The sequence below is a fragment of the Paenibacillus sp. p3-SID1389 genome, from assembly GCF_025151705.1.
GTDB lineage: Bacteria > Bacillota > Bacilli > Paenibacillales > Paenibacillaceae > Fontibacillus > Fontibacillus phoenicis.
This window is the reverse complement of the sequence record NZ_JALXVO010000023.1, coordinates 13617-29390: the sequence shown is the minus strand read 5'-3', so window position 1 is coordinate 29390 and position 15774 is coordinate 13617. Positions and strand designations below refer to the sequence as shown.

12 protein-coding genes are annotated in these 15774 nt (G+C 53.6%); all 12 read right to left on the bottom strand.

Annotated elements, in window-relative coordinates:
- Positions 1-344 precede the first annotated feature (344 nt).
- The 12 genes from M3G15_RS11540 to M3G15_RS11485 all read right to left on the bottom strand — a co-directional run bounded on the left by M3G15_RS11540 (position 345) and on the right by M3G15_RS11485 (position 15479).
- A complete protein-coding gene (locus tag M3G15_RS11540; protein ID WP_260070981.1) occupies positions 345-2654 on the bottom strand; it encodes a glycoside hydrolase family 3 C-terminal domain-containing protein in 2310 nt (769 codons plus the stop codon).
- Positions 2641-4284: a response regulator transcription factor gene (locus tag M3G15_RS11535; RefSeq protein ID WP_260070980.1), complete on the bottom strand. Its 1644-nt coding sequence runs from the start codon at positions 4282-4284 to the stop codon at positions 2641-2643. The genes M3G15_RS11540 and M3G15_RS11535 overlap by 14 nt, the downstream gene beginning before the upstream one ends.
- Positions 4274-6079 (bottom strand): cache domain-containing sensor histidine kinase, encoded by a 1806-nt coding sequence (locus tag M3G15_RS11530; RefSeq protein ID WP_260070979.1) that lies wholly within the window; start codon positions 6077-6079, stop codon positions 4274-4276. The genes M3G15_RS11535 and M3G15_RS11530 overlap by 11 nt, the downstream gene beginning before the upstream one ends.
- A 43-nt stretch (positions 6080-6122) precedes the next feature.
- Complete coding sequence (locus M3G15_RS11525; RefSeq protein WP_009224246.1) at positions 6123-6959, bottom strand: carbohydrate ABC transporter permease; 837 nt, start codon at positions 6957-6959, stop codon at positions 6123-6125.
- A 12-nt stretch (positions 6960-6971) separates the two neighbouring features.
- Positions 6972-7847 carry a carbohydrate ABC transporter permease gene (locus M3G15_RS11520; RefSeq protein ID WP_260070978.1) on the bottom strand — a complete coding sequence of 292 codons (876 nt, stop codon included), beginning with the start codon at positions 7845-7847 and terminating at the stop codon, positions 6972-6974.
- 111 nt (positions 7848-7958) lie between these two features.
- Positions 7959-9287 (bottom strand): extracellular solute-binding protein, encoded by a 1329-nt coding sequence (locus M3G15_RS11515; protein ID WP_260070977.1) that lies wholly within the window; start codon positions 9285-9287, stop codon positions 7959-7961.
- Positions 9288-9567: 280 nt separating this feature from the next.
- A complete protein-coding gene (locus tag M3G15_RS11510; protein ID WP_009224249.1) occupies positions 9568-10587 on the bottom strand; it encodes a glycoside hydrolase family 130 protein in 1020 nt (339 codons plus the stop codon).
- 204 nt (positions 10588-10791) lie between these two features.
- Complete coding sequence (locus M3G15_RS11505) at positions 10792-11514, bottom strand: GntR family transcriptional regulator (protein ID WP_260070976.1); 723 nt, start codon at positions 11512-11514, stop codon at positions 10792-10794.
- A gap of 11 nt (positions 11515-11525) precedes the next feature.
- On the bottom strand, positions 11526-12548 hold the full coding sequence (locus tag M3G15_RS11500) for a sugar kinase (protein WP_260070975.1): 1023 nt from the start codon (positions 12546-12548) through the stop codon (positions 11526-11528).
- On the bottom strand, positions 12541-13296 hold the full coding sequence (gene dagF / locus M3G15_RS11495) for a 2-dehydro-3-deoxy-phosphogluconate aldolase (RefSeq protein WP_260070974.1): 756 nt from the start codon (positions 13294-13296) through the stop codon (positions 12541-12543). Before dagF ends, M3G15_RS11500 begins: the two co-directional genes overlap by 8 nt.
- 1 nt (position 13297) lies before the next feature.
- Positions 13298-14401 carry a DgaE family pyridoxal phosphate-dependent ammonia lyase gene (locus M3G15_RS11490; RefSeq protein ID WP_009224253.1) on the bottom strand — a complete coding sequence of 368 codons (1104 nt, stop codon included), beginning with the start codon at positions 14399-14401 and terminating at the stop codon, positions 13298-13300.
- Entirely contained in the window at positions 14367-15479 is a 1113-nt protein-coding gene (locus M3G15_RS11485; protein ID WP_036644780.1) for an amidohydrolase/deacetylase family metallohydrolase, read from the bottom strand. Before M3G15_RS11485 ends, M3G15_RS11490 begins: the two co-directional genes overlap by 35 nt.
- Positions 15480-15774 lie beyond the last annotated feature (295 nt).

Below are 15774 nucleotides of genomic sequence, written 5' to 3'. Positions count from 1 at the left end.
CAGGGCGGTTGTCGAGGGGGTATAGGTGGGTTTCGGGTTGCCTTTTGCATCATTATCCCTTTTGTTAAGGGAGCAGGTTGGGTAAGGCAATATGAAGGATATGTAGCTGCGGAGTTAGGAGATGCAGAGGTACAGAAGTGCGGAGAAATGGAAGCACGGAAGCATCGGAGGTATGGAAGTATGGGGGTATGCCAGGTATGGAGGTACCAACTGACGGATCAAACGGGATAATGGTGTAAAAGGCGCCCAAAAACAGGAGGGAGCCAGAAATTAATACAGCGCGAGCATCCTGACTGACACCTTGGACTCTCGCGCTGTGGCTTATGAACTTTGTACTCGCGTTATCAAACCGTCACAGTTAAATCGGCTGAAAGGGCGGCTTGGCTGCTGCCACCAACTATTACCGTGACTTTACATGGAACCGTTGCAAAACGCATCTCCCGGGTCCAAATCCCCAGCTCTTCCCGCCCCAGGCTAAATTCAACAGTGCGGATTTCCCCCGGGGCGAGCTCGATTTTGGTGAAACCTTTTAGTTCGGCGATTCGCCGGGTGATCCCCGATTCCCGAGCTCGAATGTACAGCTGGACGGTTTCTGCACCGCTTCGTGCTCCCGTATTTTTGACCTCCACCTGCACCATGACCCGCTCCCCGTTCTCAAGCGCAGTCGTCGAGACGGCAGTCCTGGATAAAGACAGCTTGGCATAAATAAACTGCGTATAGCTCAGGCCATAGCCAAATGGATACAGCGGTGCAGAAGGCATATCGACGTAATTTCGGATCCGTCCTGGATCCTTTTGGTTGTAATATATCGGAAGTTGGGCGGAGGATCGCGGCAACGTCACCGGCAGTTTCCCGCTTGGGTTCACCTTCCCAAATAGGATCTCGGCGATCGCCCGGCCGCCTTCCGTTCCGGGATACCATGCGCAGAGGACTGCATCGCACAGTTCAACAACCTCGCCAAGCGCATGCGGCCTGCCTTGAATGATGACGGCGACGACGGGAGTGCCCGTGGCGGCAACTGCCTCGGCGAGCTCCAGCTGGACCCCGCCGAGTGACAGATCGGCCAGGTCTACGCCTTCGCCGCAATCCATCTCAGACGGGCTGCCCTCCTTGACGATCGCAGCTCCGTTGTCTTCGAACTCGCCCCCGAACTCTCGGGCGCTGCTCCCGCCGAGCACAAGAATCGCCAGATCCGCCTCCTTCGCAGCAGCCACCGCTTCCGCGAACCCGGCCTTGGAGCGATCGCGAATCCCGCAACCCAAGGCGTATACGATGTCGACACCTTGCGGTGCACACGCACGGATGCCCTGAAGCACCGTCGTGCCGGTCCCCTCACGTTGGACGCTTGTATAGTCGCCCAGTTGATTGTACAAGCGATCGGCGTTCGGACCAATCACCGCAATCCGACGCGGCTGGCCAACGATCGGCAACTGATCTCTTTCGTTCTTCAGCAGCACGACCGACTCACGGGCAACCTGCAGATTAATCTTCTGGAAATCCGGACACCCCACCACGGAAATTGCCCGTAACTCCGGCACGTATGGTTTGTCAAACAGGCCCAGCCGAAATTTCAGCCTCAGGACGCGCGCTACCGCCCGGTCGATATCCGCTTCCAAAACCAGCCCTTGACGAACCGCCTCCTCCAACGTGGTAAAAGCGGTATCCCATAGGCTAAGATCTACACCGGACGACAGCGCCAGCGCCGCTGCGGACTCGTGGCTGCCGGTAAGCGCCAGCAACCGGTCCACCGCGCAGCCATCCGCCATCACCAGGCCTTCGAAGCCCCATTCCTCTCGCAGGATGCCTGTCAACAAATCGCGGTTGGCATGACAGGGCACACCATCGATTTCGTTATAGGCCGCCATAAAGCCAGCAGCTCCGGCGAGCGCACCTGCCCGTGCCGCTGGAAGGTGGATTTCCCGCAGTTCTCGCGGCCCGATGGCCGCCGGACCTGCGTTACGCCCGCCCTGAGCTGCCCCCTGGGCGCATAAATGCTTCAGGACGACCGCAATGCGGTTCGGTGCATCCAGCCTGAGCGGGTCTTCGCCCTGCATTCCGCGTACCGCGGCTTCCGTAAAGCGGGCAGCCAAATAGGGGTCCTCGCCGAAGCATTCCTCGGAACGCCCCCAACGCGGTTCCTGCAAAATATCAAGCGCCGAGACCAACCCGACGTGCGCCCCGCGGCTGCGGATTTCCGCCGCCACCCGAGCGTAGGCCTGTACCATCAGCTCCGGATTCCAGGTGGCTCCGGCAGCGAGATTCACCGGCAGCAGCGTTCCGTCCAACGCCTGGTGGCCATGCGGACACTCTTCCGTCAACAGGACGGGAATGCCCAACCGGGTATGCTCCAACACATACCGCTGCACCATGTTCGCTACCTTCGCGCTGTCCGCCGCTGCAATTCCGTTCGCGTAATTCACGCCAGACCAAGGATCGCTGCGGAATAAGCCGTACAGCGCGCCCATCCCGCCGCCTCGGGCCACTTCGTCCTTAAAAGCATCGGTCAGCTCAAACGCATCTCCTTGACGGTTGTAGGCGTCCCAGCCGTACATCCGCTGATTCAGCTGTCCAACCTTTTCCCGGAGCGTCATCCGGGCCAATAAATCCGCTACCCGTTCTTCTATCGGAGCGGACGACAGCTTATAAATTTCCATCCGTATTCCCCCCGGCTCCAGACATTTCCCTGCTGACACGCAGACCGCGGTATTCCTTCGGTGTCATGCCCGTATAGGTTTTAAACACGGACACGAAATACTTATACTCTTTATAGCCGACCTTGTCCGCGATCTCGAATACCTTATCTTGCGTCGTGGCAAGCAGATGCTTGGCTTGATCAATCCGCATCTCGTTCATGTATTCCGTAAACCCTTTTCCCGTGCTTTGCTTAAAAATATAACTGAAATAGCTCGGTGTGATTTTCAGCCAAGCCGCAACTTCGGAAGCCTTAAGATCCGTGCGGTAACGTTCGATGATGTACTTTTTCGCTTTTTCAACGATCCAATAAGACTTGTCGATTCCGTTCTGATCGATTAATCGCTGCAGCTCCTCCATATCCTCGATCACTACCGTTTCCAGTCCGGCATAGGAGTTATATATATTCGGGTCCGGCTGCCCCCGGCGGGCGTAGTCCAACCCGGTCATCCCGCTTTTGCGCAAGCGCTGGCGGAGCAGGGCAAACAATTCCTCATACAGGTTCCAAGCCTCCGGCAGAAGATAACCCGATTCCCGGAAAAAATGGAACATGTCCTCCACCAATCGGTGAACTTCTTCCCGATCCTGCTTGAATAACGCGGATACGAGACACTGCACTGCCTCTCCACTATCGAAGGCTGGCAACGACCGCTCGGACATCACAGCCTCTCCATAACTGGGCGTCAGGACTTGTCGGCCGTCCAATACATGGAACGTCAGCAGGCGTAACGCTTCGGCACAGCGAACTGCGGTCTCCCCCAAATCCTCGTACACGGTGGAAATCCCGCCATAAATTTGCTCCCCTGTTCCAAGGCTGATCGAACCAATAGCTTTTGCCACCCACTCATCCCACACGACGGGTTCGATGCGACTCTCCGCTGCCAGTAAGGTCATCAGCAGGTTTTCATGGTCGAAGACGGATACGGCATGGAATGGACTGCCTTCCAGAGCACGTTGCAAACCGTGTAGCCAAGCCTCTTGAACGGCTGCGTATCTCTCCGCCTCCATATTGGCGAAATGTTCGTGGAATTCAGCTAGCTGAGTCGCTGCAATGCGGAATTGTGCGCCGTTCAGCGAAGCCGGAGGCTCCTGGCCGAACGCCATCCCGTGCCGGGCCATGCCCGACAGCCACAACTCGATCTCCCGCGTCTTCTCTTCCTTGCCGCCGGTGCGGATGGCGGCAACGATTTTTTTCACGACAGAGCTCAATTCTTCAATATCTACCGGCTTCAGCAAGTAGTCGCCTACGCCGACCCGGATCGCCTGGCGCGCATATTCGAAATCTTCATAACCACTGATAATGACGATTTGCACCTCAGGATAGCGTTGCCGTACCTGCTTCGCCAGTTCCAGCCCATCCATGCCGTCCATGCGGATGTCGGACAGCACCAGCTGGGCTCCGTACTCTTCAATGAGCCGCAGCGCTTCGAATCCATCATACGCCTCACCTACGACTTCCACGCCTAGCTGCGACCAATCGATCGTATAACGCAACCCCTCGCAAATGACAGCTTCATCGTCCACAATCAGCATTTTCACAAGTTTACCTGCATTAGCAGGTGCTACATTCATGACTCGAACATTAGGATTCATAGGGCTCACCTCCCGGATGGCCGGGCTCGGCAATAGGGAAACGAAGCCGTACCCACGTGCCTGCGGCCGAAGTATCGACAATTTCCAAACCGTACTCCTGTCCGTAAAAAATCGTTAGTCTTTCATGGATGTTTAGCAAGGCCCCTTCCCGGGTTCCGCCGGCTCCTCGCCGCTCCAGCGCGTTTCGGATCGCCTCAGCTTTACCGGGATCCATTCCCTTGCCGTTATCGATGACGTCCACCCAAATTTCGCCTTGACGGGCGTAACAGCGTACGTTTACCTCGCCATACGGCTTGCTGCGGTCCAGGCCGTGCTTGATGAAATTCTCCACTAATGGCTGTAGTGTAGCTTTCAACGTTACGGCGTCCTCTATGCCCGCCTCGATAAATAGGGAATACTTCAGCTTCTTCTCACCTAACCTGCGCTGCTGCAGGTACAAATAAGATTGGGCAAATTCCAGTTCTTTGCGCAGCGTGGTTTGGTAGCTTCCATTATTCATGCTGGAGCGAAAAAATTTCGACAGCATTTCGATCAGTTGGCTCGATTTCGATGCCCGCTCCAAGCGTGCCGTCCAACGAATCATATCCAGCGTATTGTACAAAAAATGCGGATCCATCTGGTTTTGCAGGAGCTTCAGCTCGGATTCCCGCTCCCTTAACTCCAGCTTATATTTATGCTCAATCAGTTGTTGGATCGTGGCGACCATCTCGTTAAACTTGCGGTTTAGTTCGGAGATCTCGTCATTGGAATTGACCGGAACCCGGGCGTTAAAGTCCCCGTAGGTGACTTTGCTGGTTTCTTTTTTCAACCGCAAAATGGGGCGAATGATCGTGTAATGAAAGCCGATCAACGCGGTTAAGCCCAGCATCATAATCGCCGTTAGGATGACCAGCATCGTCACTTTAATGCCGCGGAACTCCTCAGAAACCTTCGCTTCGGGAATCATGGCGACCAGTGTCCAATCCGTGTTCTCCATACTTTTATATAAAGTTAAATAACGTTGACCTTTCACCTCGCAGGTCAGATCTCCCTTTCCGGAGGACGACAGCTTGTCCAGCAACGACGCATCCGGGTGAAGGGCTTCCGGCAACGGTTGAGTCGTCCCTAAAATCACCTGGCCTTCTGGGCTAACGATAAAGACGCTCCCAGTACCGTCCTTAAAGATCCCTTTCTCCAGCAAGCCCACTATGCTCGCTTCATCCAGACGAATAATCAACCTTCCCAGCGGTAGGGTGATTTGACTGTAGGAGTTGAGAATGCGGAACATCGACAACACCCGAACCTCGCCGTTCCAATCGCTATGCAACGTATACCCTTCGGTCCAGGTAATCCCGCCTTTTCGAGCTTTGGCGGCCTCCTCCCATTTCGATTCGTCGCCACGAAACGGCTCGCCCATTTCAATCGAACTGCCGTTAAACCCGTGAATCTCGATGGAACGAATATACCCCTTCGACATCAGCTGAAACGTCAGAAAATCCTCAATGTTCCGCTTCAGTACCGCTTGTTGTTCACTGCTTAGCGGAGGGGAGGTGCGCAGGAAGTTACGCATATCCGGACTTAAAATCAAATAGTTGGCGATATCCTCCACCATTTTGGTCTGCTCGCCAAGCTGGCCAGCGACATTATCAAGGTTCCGCTTCGTGGAATTGATGAACTGATCCCGCAGCACCTCGTTAAATTGAATTTGCACGACCACGCCAACGCCAAACGTCGGCAAAATCACGAAGATGAGGAAAATGACAAGCGCCTTTCGCTTTAAGCCAAAGCTGCCGAGAAACCTTTTGTAGCTTGCCATCGCACTCGCCTCCGTCCGGTCATGATGCCTATGAGAACCTCGGTTACCCTTTGACAGCCCCTGCCGTCATGCCGGTAACCAGTTGTTTTTGCAGTAATAAATAGAAGATAATGATCGGAATCAGCGCCATCGTCAGCGCTGCCATTTGCAACGTAAGACTCGCCGTTTCGATGCCGACGAAGTTGGCCAAGCCAAGCGGCAGCGTCTTGAGCTCCGACGAGCTGATTAATACCAATGCGAACAAATATTCATTCCAGTTATAGATAAAGTTGAGGATGATAACGGTAGCCATTGCAGGTCTTGTAATGGGGAGGATGATCGACCAGAAGATTCGGAAAATACCCGCGCCATCCATGACGCCCGATTCCTCCAGGTCTTTGGGGAATCCCCGCATGAAGCCCTCCAGAATAATGATCGTTAAAGATAGGTGGAACGCCGTATACGGCAAAATCAACGATAAATGTGTATCCAACAGGTGCAATTTCTGCATGATCAGAAAAATCGGAATCAATGTTGCATGAATCGGTACGAGCATGCCAAGCAGAAATACGCCGTAAGTGATGCCGCGCAGTCGAAATTGAAACCGCGATAGGAAATAGGAGGCCAAGGCTCCTAAAAATACGGTGACTGCTAATGAAGCAAAGGTAACAAACAGACTGTTTAGAAAATACACATTCATATTCGCGACTTGCCACGCTTCCGCGTAGTTGGAAAAATGCAAGGCTTCCGGCAGCGAAAACGGGCTGGCTGCGTATTCCTGTTCATTTTTGAAAGAGTTAACGACCATCCAGAACAGCGGGACTATATTCATGATAGCGAATAGACTTAAAAAAGTGTATGCCAAAATTCGGAAGCCTACAGACTTCATGCTCATGGCCATTCCCTCCTTTCCTTAGGCATCTTTTTCTCGGCCTAGGCGATTGACGATCGAGATTACGATCAAGCTGAACAGCAGGATTAAGATCGCTACTGCGCTGCCGTATCCGTAGCGCATATTCATAAAGGCGCTGTTGTACATATGGATGGTCATGACCTCGGTTTGGTGCGCCGGACCGCCGCCCGTCAAGATCTGAATCAAATCGAAAACGCGGAAGGAGTTACTGATGCTATAGACAACCCCAACCATCAGCGTACTGCGAATCATCGGGATCGTAATACGGAAGGTGCGTTTCAGCCCGGTGGCCCCATCCAGCTCGGCAGCTTCGTTGACCTCATCGGGAATGTTTTGCAATGCGGCCAGAAAAATAACCATATATAGTCCACAGTTCTGCCAGATATACGCAAGGCTGATCGACAGCATGGACCAACGATCGTCACCAAGCCAGTTCTGCTTCCAGCTATCGAGACCCACGATGCCCAGCAGGTTATTTAACATCCCGTATTCCGTGTTATAAACCATGCCCCAAATCAAGGACACCATGACAGAGGAGATGACGACGGGCATAAAGCCTACCGTTCGAAAGAACCCGGAGCCCTTCAGGCCGCGGTTCAGCAACAGTGCGAGCAATAACCCAAGCGGGATTTGGCCGATCAGGCCGGTCACCATAATGATGACGTTATTTTTGACGGACAGCCAGAAGATGTCGTCACCCAGAATCTTCACGAAATTATCCAGACCAACGAACTTCATCGATCCGATGCCGTTCCAGTCCATTAACGAGTAGTACAGCGACACGCCAATCGGTACAATGGCGATCCCCAGATAGATGACCAGGGCAGGTAATAAACCAATAAATATGGCCAGCTTCGCACCTCGTAACGTTTGCATCAGGGGTTCCCTCCTTTATGTCGTAATGTAGATTCAACACCGATGAATGAAGAAAACCCGGGGATCGGGTTTTCTATCACGCATCGATATTGAAGGATCAATTTCAAGAGATCAATTTCGGTAGTTATCCATCGCTTCCTGAACTTCCTTCGCCAGCTCTTCCGGTGTGCCGCGGCCTACGGTCAACGCTTGCAGTCCGTTTTGCAAGACGTCTACTACCTGCGTAGGAATGACACTGTCGAACACCGGCGCGGTTCCGTTACCGGTCAGCGCCAGCATTTCCTTCAGATACGGGCTGGCGTCATCAGGAATTTCCACCTTCGCTGGCACGACAACCCCGTTGCGAATCAGTTCTTTATACAAATCTTCGTTGACGAAAAACTTCAAGAACTCTTCAGCAGCTGCTTTCTTCTTCTCATCTAGGCCGCTCTTAATTGCAATGCCGTATTGCACAATACCTGCGCTCTTCTTCGGATCGCCTTTACCGCCTTCGACACTTGGGAACAAGGCGATGCCAAATTTATCTCCCTCTTCGTTGTTAATCCGCACTCTTGCGTCAACGGTAGCGGAGGAAATATGCATCGCTGCTTTCCCTTGGATCAAGTAGTCCTGGCCTTGAACGGAATCCATGTTGTTGGCATCCGTATTAAAGGCGCCCAGTTTACTCAACTCGTCAATGACCGAAAGAGCTTTTACGAACTCGGGATCGGTAAATTTCGCTTTGCCTTCAAGCACGGCCGGGAGGAAATCACTTCCGGTGAACCGGTCGCCAATGATCGAAATGTAGGACGATTGCAGCGGCCACTGTTCTTTATTGCCGAGAGATATCGGGGTGATGCCCGCGGCTTTCAGTTTTTTCACTACATCGATGAATTTATCGTAGGTGTCAGGGAATTGATCATAGCCGACTTGTTTAAACATCTCTTTATTGTAGTAAATGATATCTACGAAGTTTTGTTTGGTTGGGATCGCATATTGTTGTCCGTCCACGTTAAATCCGGAAAGCGCGGCTTCTGGCAAAATCGAACCCCAGTTGTCCATGAGATCGTTGATCGGCTGAAGCAGATTACCGGCAACAAGCGGTGTCAAGTCCGCTCCCGGCCAAACGACGTTGATGTCGGACAGGTTGTTGGCGGCTGCCAGCGTGCGCAGCTTAGTCTTATATTGGGCGGATGGAACGCCATCCTGCTTGATCACGATGTTCGGGTGCGTCTTCTCGAACTCGGCGATCCGCGCTTTGTAGACTTCGTTGTCCACGTTCGGGGAAGTCCAAGGATGCATCATGTTCAAAGTAATTGTTTCCGCTTCGTTTGCGCCTCCGGCGTTGCCGGTGCTGTTACTGCCTGACGCGTTTTCTTTGCCGCAGGCCGCCGCGAACAGCGTCAGCACCGCAACCAAACCGAGCAATACCCATTTCTTGCCTCTGTTTGTTTTGCCCATAATCAACCCTCTTCTCTTGTTATTTTTGATGACTTCCATAAACATAACAGGAGATGAACGCTTTTATTTCGACACCTGTTATATGACTTATTATAAAAGCCAACTCCGATCGACTATATCCCATAAATTTTCGATTATATCCGAAATATTCAGCCGATTTTTAAAGGATATCCTGTCAAACTCGTAAATTCATGTCATATTTTTTCACATAATTTATGGGAAGCGTTTGCAAGTCTTACTCTTTGAAAACCGCTTTAGTGCGGTTATTCAAAGGCAACCTTTAGTCTTGCGGCTCATTCAGAATATAATCCACGAGTTCATCCAGCGGCACTGTCGCCAGCGCGATCGCGGTATCCGTTACCCCGTAGTAGATGTAGAGCAACCCGTCTTTGACGACATTCCCCGTCGGGAAAATGACGTTTGGAATCTGGTAGCCGAATTTTTCGTAGTACGTTTCCGGCTCCATGATGAAGTTTTTCGTGCGGGCGATGATCTTCTCCGGGTTCTCCAGATCCAGCAGCATAGCCCCCACGCGGTAAACCACCTCGTCGTCCACGCCGTGATAGAGCACGAGCCATCCGCGATCCGTCCGCACCGGCGGCGTCGATCCTCCGATTTTGCGCGATTCCCAAGCCATGTTCTCCGCTTTCGCCAGCAGCTTCGGCTCTTCCCAATGGATTAAATCCTCGGAGTAGGTGATCCACATCGCCGCTTTTTCCGTGCCGTACGCTTCGCCTACGTATTCCTCCGGCCGCCGCAGCAGCACGAACTTGCCGTTAATCTTCTCGGGGAACAGGATGTTGTCGCGGTCATTGATGTCCAGCGGCGTCGTGTCGGCGACGAATTCCCAGTCGATCAGGTTCTTGGAGGCAAGGATGGATGAACGCGTCAACCAATGGCCTTCCTGCTCGCCCCATCCGTCCGGGTATTTCGGAATCGAACGCTCTGGAACGCCTCGTCCCGTCGGATAGTAGCTCATTGCACATGGACGCAGCGCATAGTTCATATAAAACGTATCGTCGATTTTAACGATCCGCGGGTCCTGCACGCTGCCGTACGGGAACCCCAGCATGTCCGGCGTAACGATGGGCTCGTCCTTTACGTGGGTGAAATGGACACCGTCTTCGCTTTCCAACAACCCCAGGTAGTTTTTGCACGGTGTCAGCGATCCCGCCGTCCGTTCGATCATATAAAATTTGCCGTTATCGATGATCACCGCCGGGTTGAATACGGTTACTTTTCTCCATTCAAAACCGCCCGGTACCACGATTGGATTTTCCGGATGTCTCGTGATCTTCATCTGCGCTCCTCCTCCTAAACCCCTATAACAATCTAGATATAAAAATCTGTATTGTTATTATAGCCCCGGCGTTCTGGCGGAAATATCCTATAAACTTTCGAAAACATCTGAATAATTTCTGATCATTTTTTTCGCATAAAAAATCCCCAGGTCGTTGCATTTAGAGCAACAATCTGGGGTCTAATGTTCATTCGAGCAGCCGCGTTATGCGTCATAATCAACGATGTAACTTTGCAGCTCCGTATTATAGTAGCCGATGCTATATTCGGCCAGTCTTCCTTGGACATCCCGCGAATAACGCGAACGCTTGAGCACGGGCACCCCGTCGGCTAACCGCAAAAACTGCTTTGCCTCGGCTGGCGGAAGCGACACCGCGAACTCGTCCCTCAGCTTGTCCAGCGATACGCCCCACTCATCCAGAACTTCATAGAGCGAATGGTCGCGGAAATCTTCAAGCTCCGGTTCCGAGGGTTCTTTCCAAGGGGCGGCCAAATAATGCTCGTAAAAAATATACGGCTCACCGTCGAGATAATACGCACGTTCCAGCTTCAAGCAACGCTCCCCGAACAGCTGGTGAAGCTCGGAGCCCGCCTCGTTGCGCACCGTCTCAGCGCGAACCCACTCCTTGCGGATCTGATGGCTTTCCTCCACCAGAATCTCCGTGAAGTGCTTCCATTTCGACCACTTGGAGGCGGCTTTATTGCGGATCACTTTGGTGCCTTTGCCGCTGCCCTTCTCCAGATAGCCTTCCTGGACGAGCTCCTGAATCGCACCGCGGACGGTGATTTTACTGACAGCAAACTCCTGCTCCAGCTGAGGCTCAGAAGGGATATTCGAACCTAGCGGGTATACGCCGTGTAAGATACGTTCCTTCAGGATGTTTTTGATTTGTAAATATAACGGTCTATCTTTGCGGGACAACATCACGAACCTGTTCCCTACCTTTCCACATCGCCAGCGGCGGATTGCTCCATCGCCCGAAGGATTTCGGCCTCCGTCGCCATCGGGGTATCGCCCGGCACGGTATGGGCCAGCATGCCCGCTGCCGCCGCAAACCGGACAGTCTTCTCCAGGGCAAAGCCCTGCAACTCCCCATGGATAATCCCGCTCGCAAAAGCGTCTCCTGCCCCTATTCTATCATAGACGGAGAACGTGAGCTGATCAGAGAACGCAAAACGTTCCCCCTTGTACAGAAATCCGCGCAGCGAATGCGTATTGTTGCGGTGGATTTGGCGGTGCGTTCCGGCAATTACGGAAATGCCATAGTTTGCTGCCACGGCCGGAATCAGCTCCTTCAGCTGCTCCTCCCGGTCCTGTTGGTCCGTGGCCATTCCCAAGGTCAGCAGTGCATCCTTTTCATTCATCATCACGATGTCCGCCAACCGCAGCATCGCTTCATAATGCGGTTTCGCCTGGGCATATCCGCCTTCTCCCCAAAGGGACGGCCGGTAGTTGCAATCAAAAATCACCTTGCCCCCCTGCCGCTTAACCGCTTCGGCGAGCGCCTTCATGTGGGATCGTACGCCGTCGTTCATTGCCAGCGTAATCCCGTCGAAATGGATCGCCTCCATGCTGGCGGCGATGTTTTCGAAATCGTAGGTTCCTTCCGGCGCGGTGTTAAAGCTACTGTCCAACCGGTTCGAGTATGTGACGCGGCTGGGACGCACACCAAAGCCGTTCTCCAAAAAGTACATGCCTACGTACTTGCCTCCCCGGACAACGTGGGCGGTGTCAATGCCCAGCTTGCGTAGATAGGCGACGGCGGCATCGCCCAGCGGATTATCCGGCAACCGCGTAACCAGTGCACCAACATGCCCATAGCGGGATAAGGCCGACACCACATTTACTCCGGTACCTGAAAAAGAATACTTCAACGTATCCGCCTGCGCTAACGTCTCGTACCCCGGGACCTGCAGACGCATCATCACTTCACCGAAGGCTGCTATGCGGCGGTTAGGCATAAGCATCCGCCAGCTGTTTCATGATTTTGGTCAGCTGCAGCACGTCTTCGGTGCGGGTGTAACCGGTCTCCTTGTCGATGATCGAGGTATATACGTGCGGAATGACCTGCGGTACGCCGGATTCCAAGGCAATGCGCAGGATCGGCTCGAAATTGTCCAGGTCGATTCCACCGGTCGGCTCCAGCGCAAAATTTTCCTTCGCACAAGCAGCCGCCACCGCGTGAAGCTCTTCTTCGCGGCTTAAGCCTTGCATCGGGAAATATTTGAGCGCGTTGCCGCCCATATCACGCACCAGCGCGATCGCCGCTTCAACCGGAACGATCGCCGGCTTCTCCTGGGCGGCGCTGGCCGGACCGGTGGAGATGTTCACGTATCCCGGTTGCCCTGTCGGGGATACCAGGCTGTTGATCCAGCTGTCTTGCCCGCCAAGATTCGCCCGGGTCGCCCCAACAGCCGGGAACACCTGATTGATGTGGCTGCCGGCATAACGCTTGGCGATTTCTGCAACAACTGCCGCTTGGCGATTATCGCCGGCGCCAAGGCCAATCGACACCGCATCGTCGATTTCCCGGCCGTATGCTTGCATCGCTGTTACGGCTTCCTCAACGGTAGGGTAGTCCTTCGAAAGGACCCCAACGAGAACATGACCTTCCGCGGCTTCGAACACTGCCTTCGCGTTCGCAATATCTTTAGCTAGTACGTTGAGGGCTACCCGATTTTTATAAAAACGTTTTGCGATTTGCGACATCTTAACGTCCTCCTGCCAATTCGCGAATTTTTGCGGCAATGATCTGGATATCGTCCCCCATCAGCGGGCGTGGATCGATATCAAAATACCCTTGTCTAACTCCATAATCCCGGGTGTAAATGGCAATTTCGCCGGTTTGCAGCGCATGTACCATCTCCTTCGCCGTCATTCCGGCTTGCTGCGGGTCGACCTGCACCCGGGCCCGGTAAATCGCTCGCCCGGCTTCGTCCTGCACGATGGAGACCCGGATTCCCGGGAGCTCACTCAACGGCATCAAGGTCTGCAAAGCCTCTTTCTCGCGCTCGCTGTTGTCTGGTTTGACGGCGTATTCGTCCAGAGCTTGCAGCAGACCAAAGGTCGTTTCCTTGCCCACCTTCATGCTCCGACCAATGCCGTGCAGCTGTACCTTCACCCATTCGATGTACGTGCGTTTTCCGGCAACGATACCGGAGGTCGGGCCCTCGATCGCCTTGGAGCCGCTGTAAATGGCCAAGTCGGAGAACTTCACGTATTTTTGCAGATCCTCCTCCGCCGCTGCGTCGACGATCATCGGTATTTGATTCCGTTTCGCGACCTCCCACGCCTCTTCGACGGAGATCATGTTCTTCTGCACGGCGTGGTGCGATTTCACATATAGAATCGCCGCGGTTCTGTCGCCGATCGCGTCTTCGATATGCTCGGCCCGCCCTTCGTTAGCGTAGCCAACCTCAACCAGCTTGCCGCCGCCGAGGTACACCATCGTTTCCACGGGAGCGCCGTACTGCACGTTGTGGCCCTTCAGCATAATGATTTCGTTACGGGGGATTTCCTCCTGATGCAGACGTAAGCTTTTACGCCGGTCGCCCTGCGTCACAATCGCCGCTACCGACAAAGCGATGCCGCTGGAGGCCGAGTTTACGACCACCGCCGCCTCCGATCCCACGTGCTTGGCGACATAGTCTCCCGCCTTGTCAACGAGGTCGGCGATTTCGACGTAGCTTTGGCCGCCGCGCTTCATCGCTTCCATCACCGTGTCACTTGGCGCGGATACACCAAGGATGCTCATCCGCCCGCTGGCGTTGATCACGCGCTTAAGCCCGTACTTTGCATTCAATGAATTTTCCATGGACGATCACTCCTTTAGCTTCGATACGGCGGTTCGAGACGCGCCGTTCTCCTTCCGAATCAACGAGTTCCACAGGTTCTTCCTTAACGGCAAACAACGTTAAATGGGCCGGGTCCCCGACCTGTATACGGCCAAGCTCTTCTCGGCCCAGCCATTGTGCGGCACGAGTGGTTACCGCAGCAATAACTTCTTCAAGCGGATAACCGAGATAGAGGAATTTGCTTAACACATTGGCCATACTGTACACCGGACCGTTCAGCCGGTTCCCCCGGTAGATGTCGGTGCTGATCGTGTCGGGGTGGATCCCTTGTCGCTTCGCCGCCTCGGCCACCCGAAACGAGAAGCTCGCCGTGCCATGGCCCACATCAAGATGCACCCCTCGGCCGATCGCCTCGGTTAACACCGGGAGCGGTTCGCCCGCTTCGTCAAACAAATTGTTCGCTTTACCGTTGAGATAATGGGTAATGATATCTTTTCGTTGCAACAGCGGAATGACCTCCCTGATATCGGGCGGCGCCGATCCGATATGCACCATAAGCGGCATTCCTGTCTCAAGCGACAGCTCCCGCGAGATGCGCAGCGGAGTGACCCCGTTTTCGCGGACTACGCTTTGGCTGATTCGCGCTTTCAGGCCAACGATGGAGTCGCGATAATCGGCGAGCGCGGCCTTCAGGAGCTCACGGTCGATCCAAGCTAATTCAGACAGCTCGTCGATGCGTTTCAGACCGATCCGCGAGATGTTCAAAAAAGCCAGCAAATTGGTCTCCGCCCGCTTTCCGCTGGCCACAAGATCGCCAATCCGGTCCGCGCCGCAGCTGCCAGCGTCCACGATCGTCGTGACGCCTTGCTTCACGCCGATCTCATCAATTTCATCGCCATACGGGTCGAATTCCGGAAACGCGTGGACATGCATATCGATCCAACCGCTGGACACGTATAGGTCGGTCCCATCCCATTCCCGATCGCCGCGAGCCTGACCGGCTCCAGTGATCTCAGCGATGATGCCGTCCTCGATAACGATGTCGATCTCTTCCCCGTTAACTCTTTTGAGATGGCGGTAAACGACTCTTTCCTTCATCATAGCTCGCCTCTTTTTAATGGATCGTTGTCATGCCTGCCTCCGATTGGATTTAGCATAACACGGAATTTCGCTCTTGAGAATATAACGTTATAATGTTTTGCTGTTGCATTTCTCTTACGCTTAATTTAATCTTAACCTCCCGGGAGTTCATGAAATATCCCACGAAATTACGATAATATCCGAAAAAGTTGTAAATTTACACTGTGCATTAAGCAAAAAAACCCCCGTATCACTTTGCAAGTGACCGGGGGATTCTAGTAATTCGCAGCTTTTATACTAACTCTACCAAATA

Coding starts and splice junctions, on each gene's coding strand:
- M3G15_RS11540 (WP_260070981.1), bottom strand. CDS start 2,654: ATGGAAATTTATAAGCTGTCGTCCGCTCCGATAGAAGAACGGGTAGCG.
- M3G15_RS11535 (WP_260070980.1), bottom strand. CDS start 4,284: ATGAATCCTAATGTTCGAGTCATGAATGTAGCACCTGCTAATGCAGGT.
- M3G15_RS11530 (WP_260070979.1), bottom strand. CDS start 6,079: ATGGCAAGCTACAAAAGGTTTCTCGGCAGCTTTGGCTTAAAGCGAAAG.
- M3G15_RS11525 (WP_009224246.1), bottom strand. CDS start 6,959: ATGGCCATGAGCATGAAGTCTGTAGGCTTCCGAATTTTGGCATACACT.
- M3G15_RS11520 (WP_260070978.1), bottom strand. CDS start 7,847: ATGCAAACGTTACGAGGTGCGAAGCTGGCCATATTTATTGGTTTATTA.
- M3G15_RS11515 (WP_260070977.1), bottom strand. CDS start 9,287: ATGGGCAAAACAAACAGAGGCAAGAAATGGGTATTGCTCGGTTTGGTT.
- M3G15_RS11510 (WP_009224249.1), bottom strand. CDS start 10,587: ATGAAGATCACGAGACATCCGGAAAATCCAATCGTGGTACCGGGCGGT.
- M3G15_RS11500 (WP_260070975.1), bottom strand. CDS start 12,548: ATGCCTAACCGCCGCATAGCAGCCTTCGGTGAAGTGATGATGCGTCTG.
- dagF (WP_260070974.1), bottom strand. CDS start 13,296: ATGTCGCAAATCGCAAAACGTTTTTATAAAAATCGGGTAGCCCTCAAC.
- M3G15_RS11490 (WP_009224253.1), bottom strand. CDS start 14,401: ATGGAAAATTCATTGAATGCAAAGTACGGGCTTAAGCGCGTGATCAAC.
- M3G15_RS11485 (WP_036644780.1), bottom strand. CDS start 15,479: ATGAAGGAAAGAGTCGTTTACCGCCATCTCAAAAGAGTTAACGGGGAA.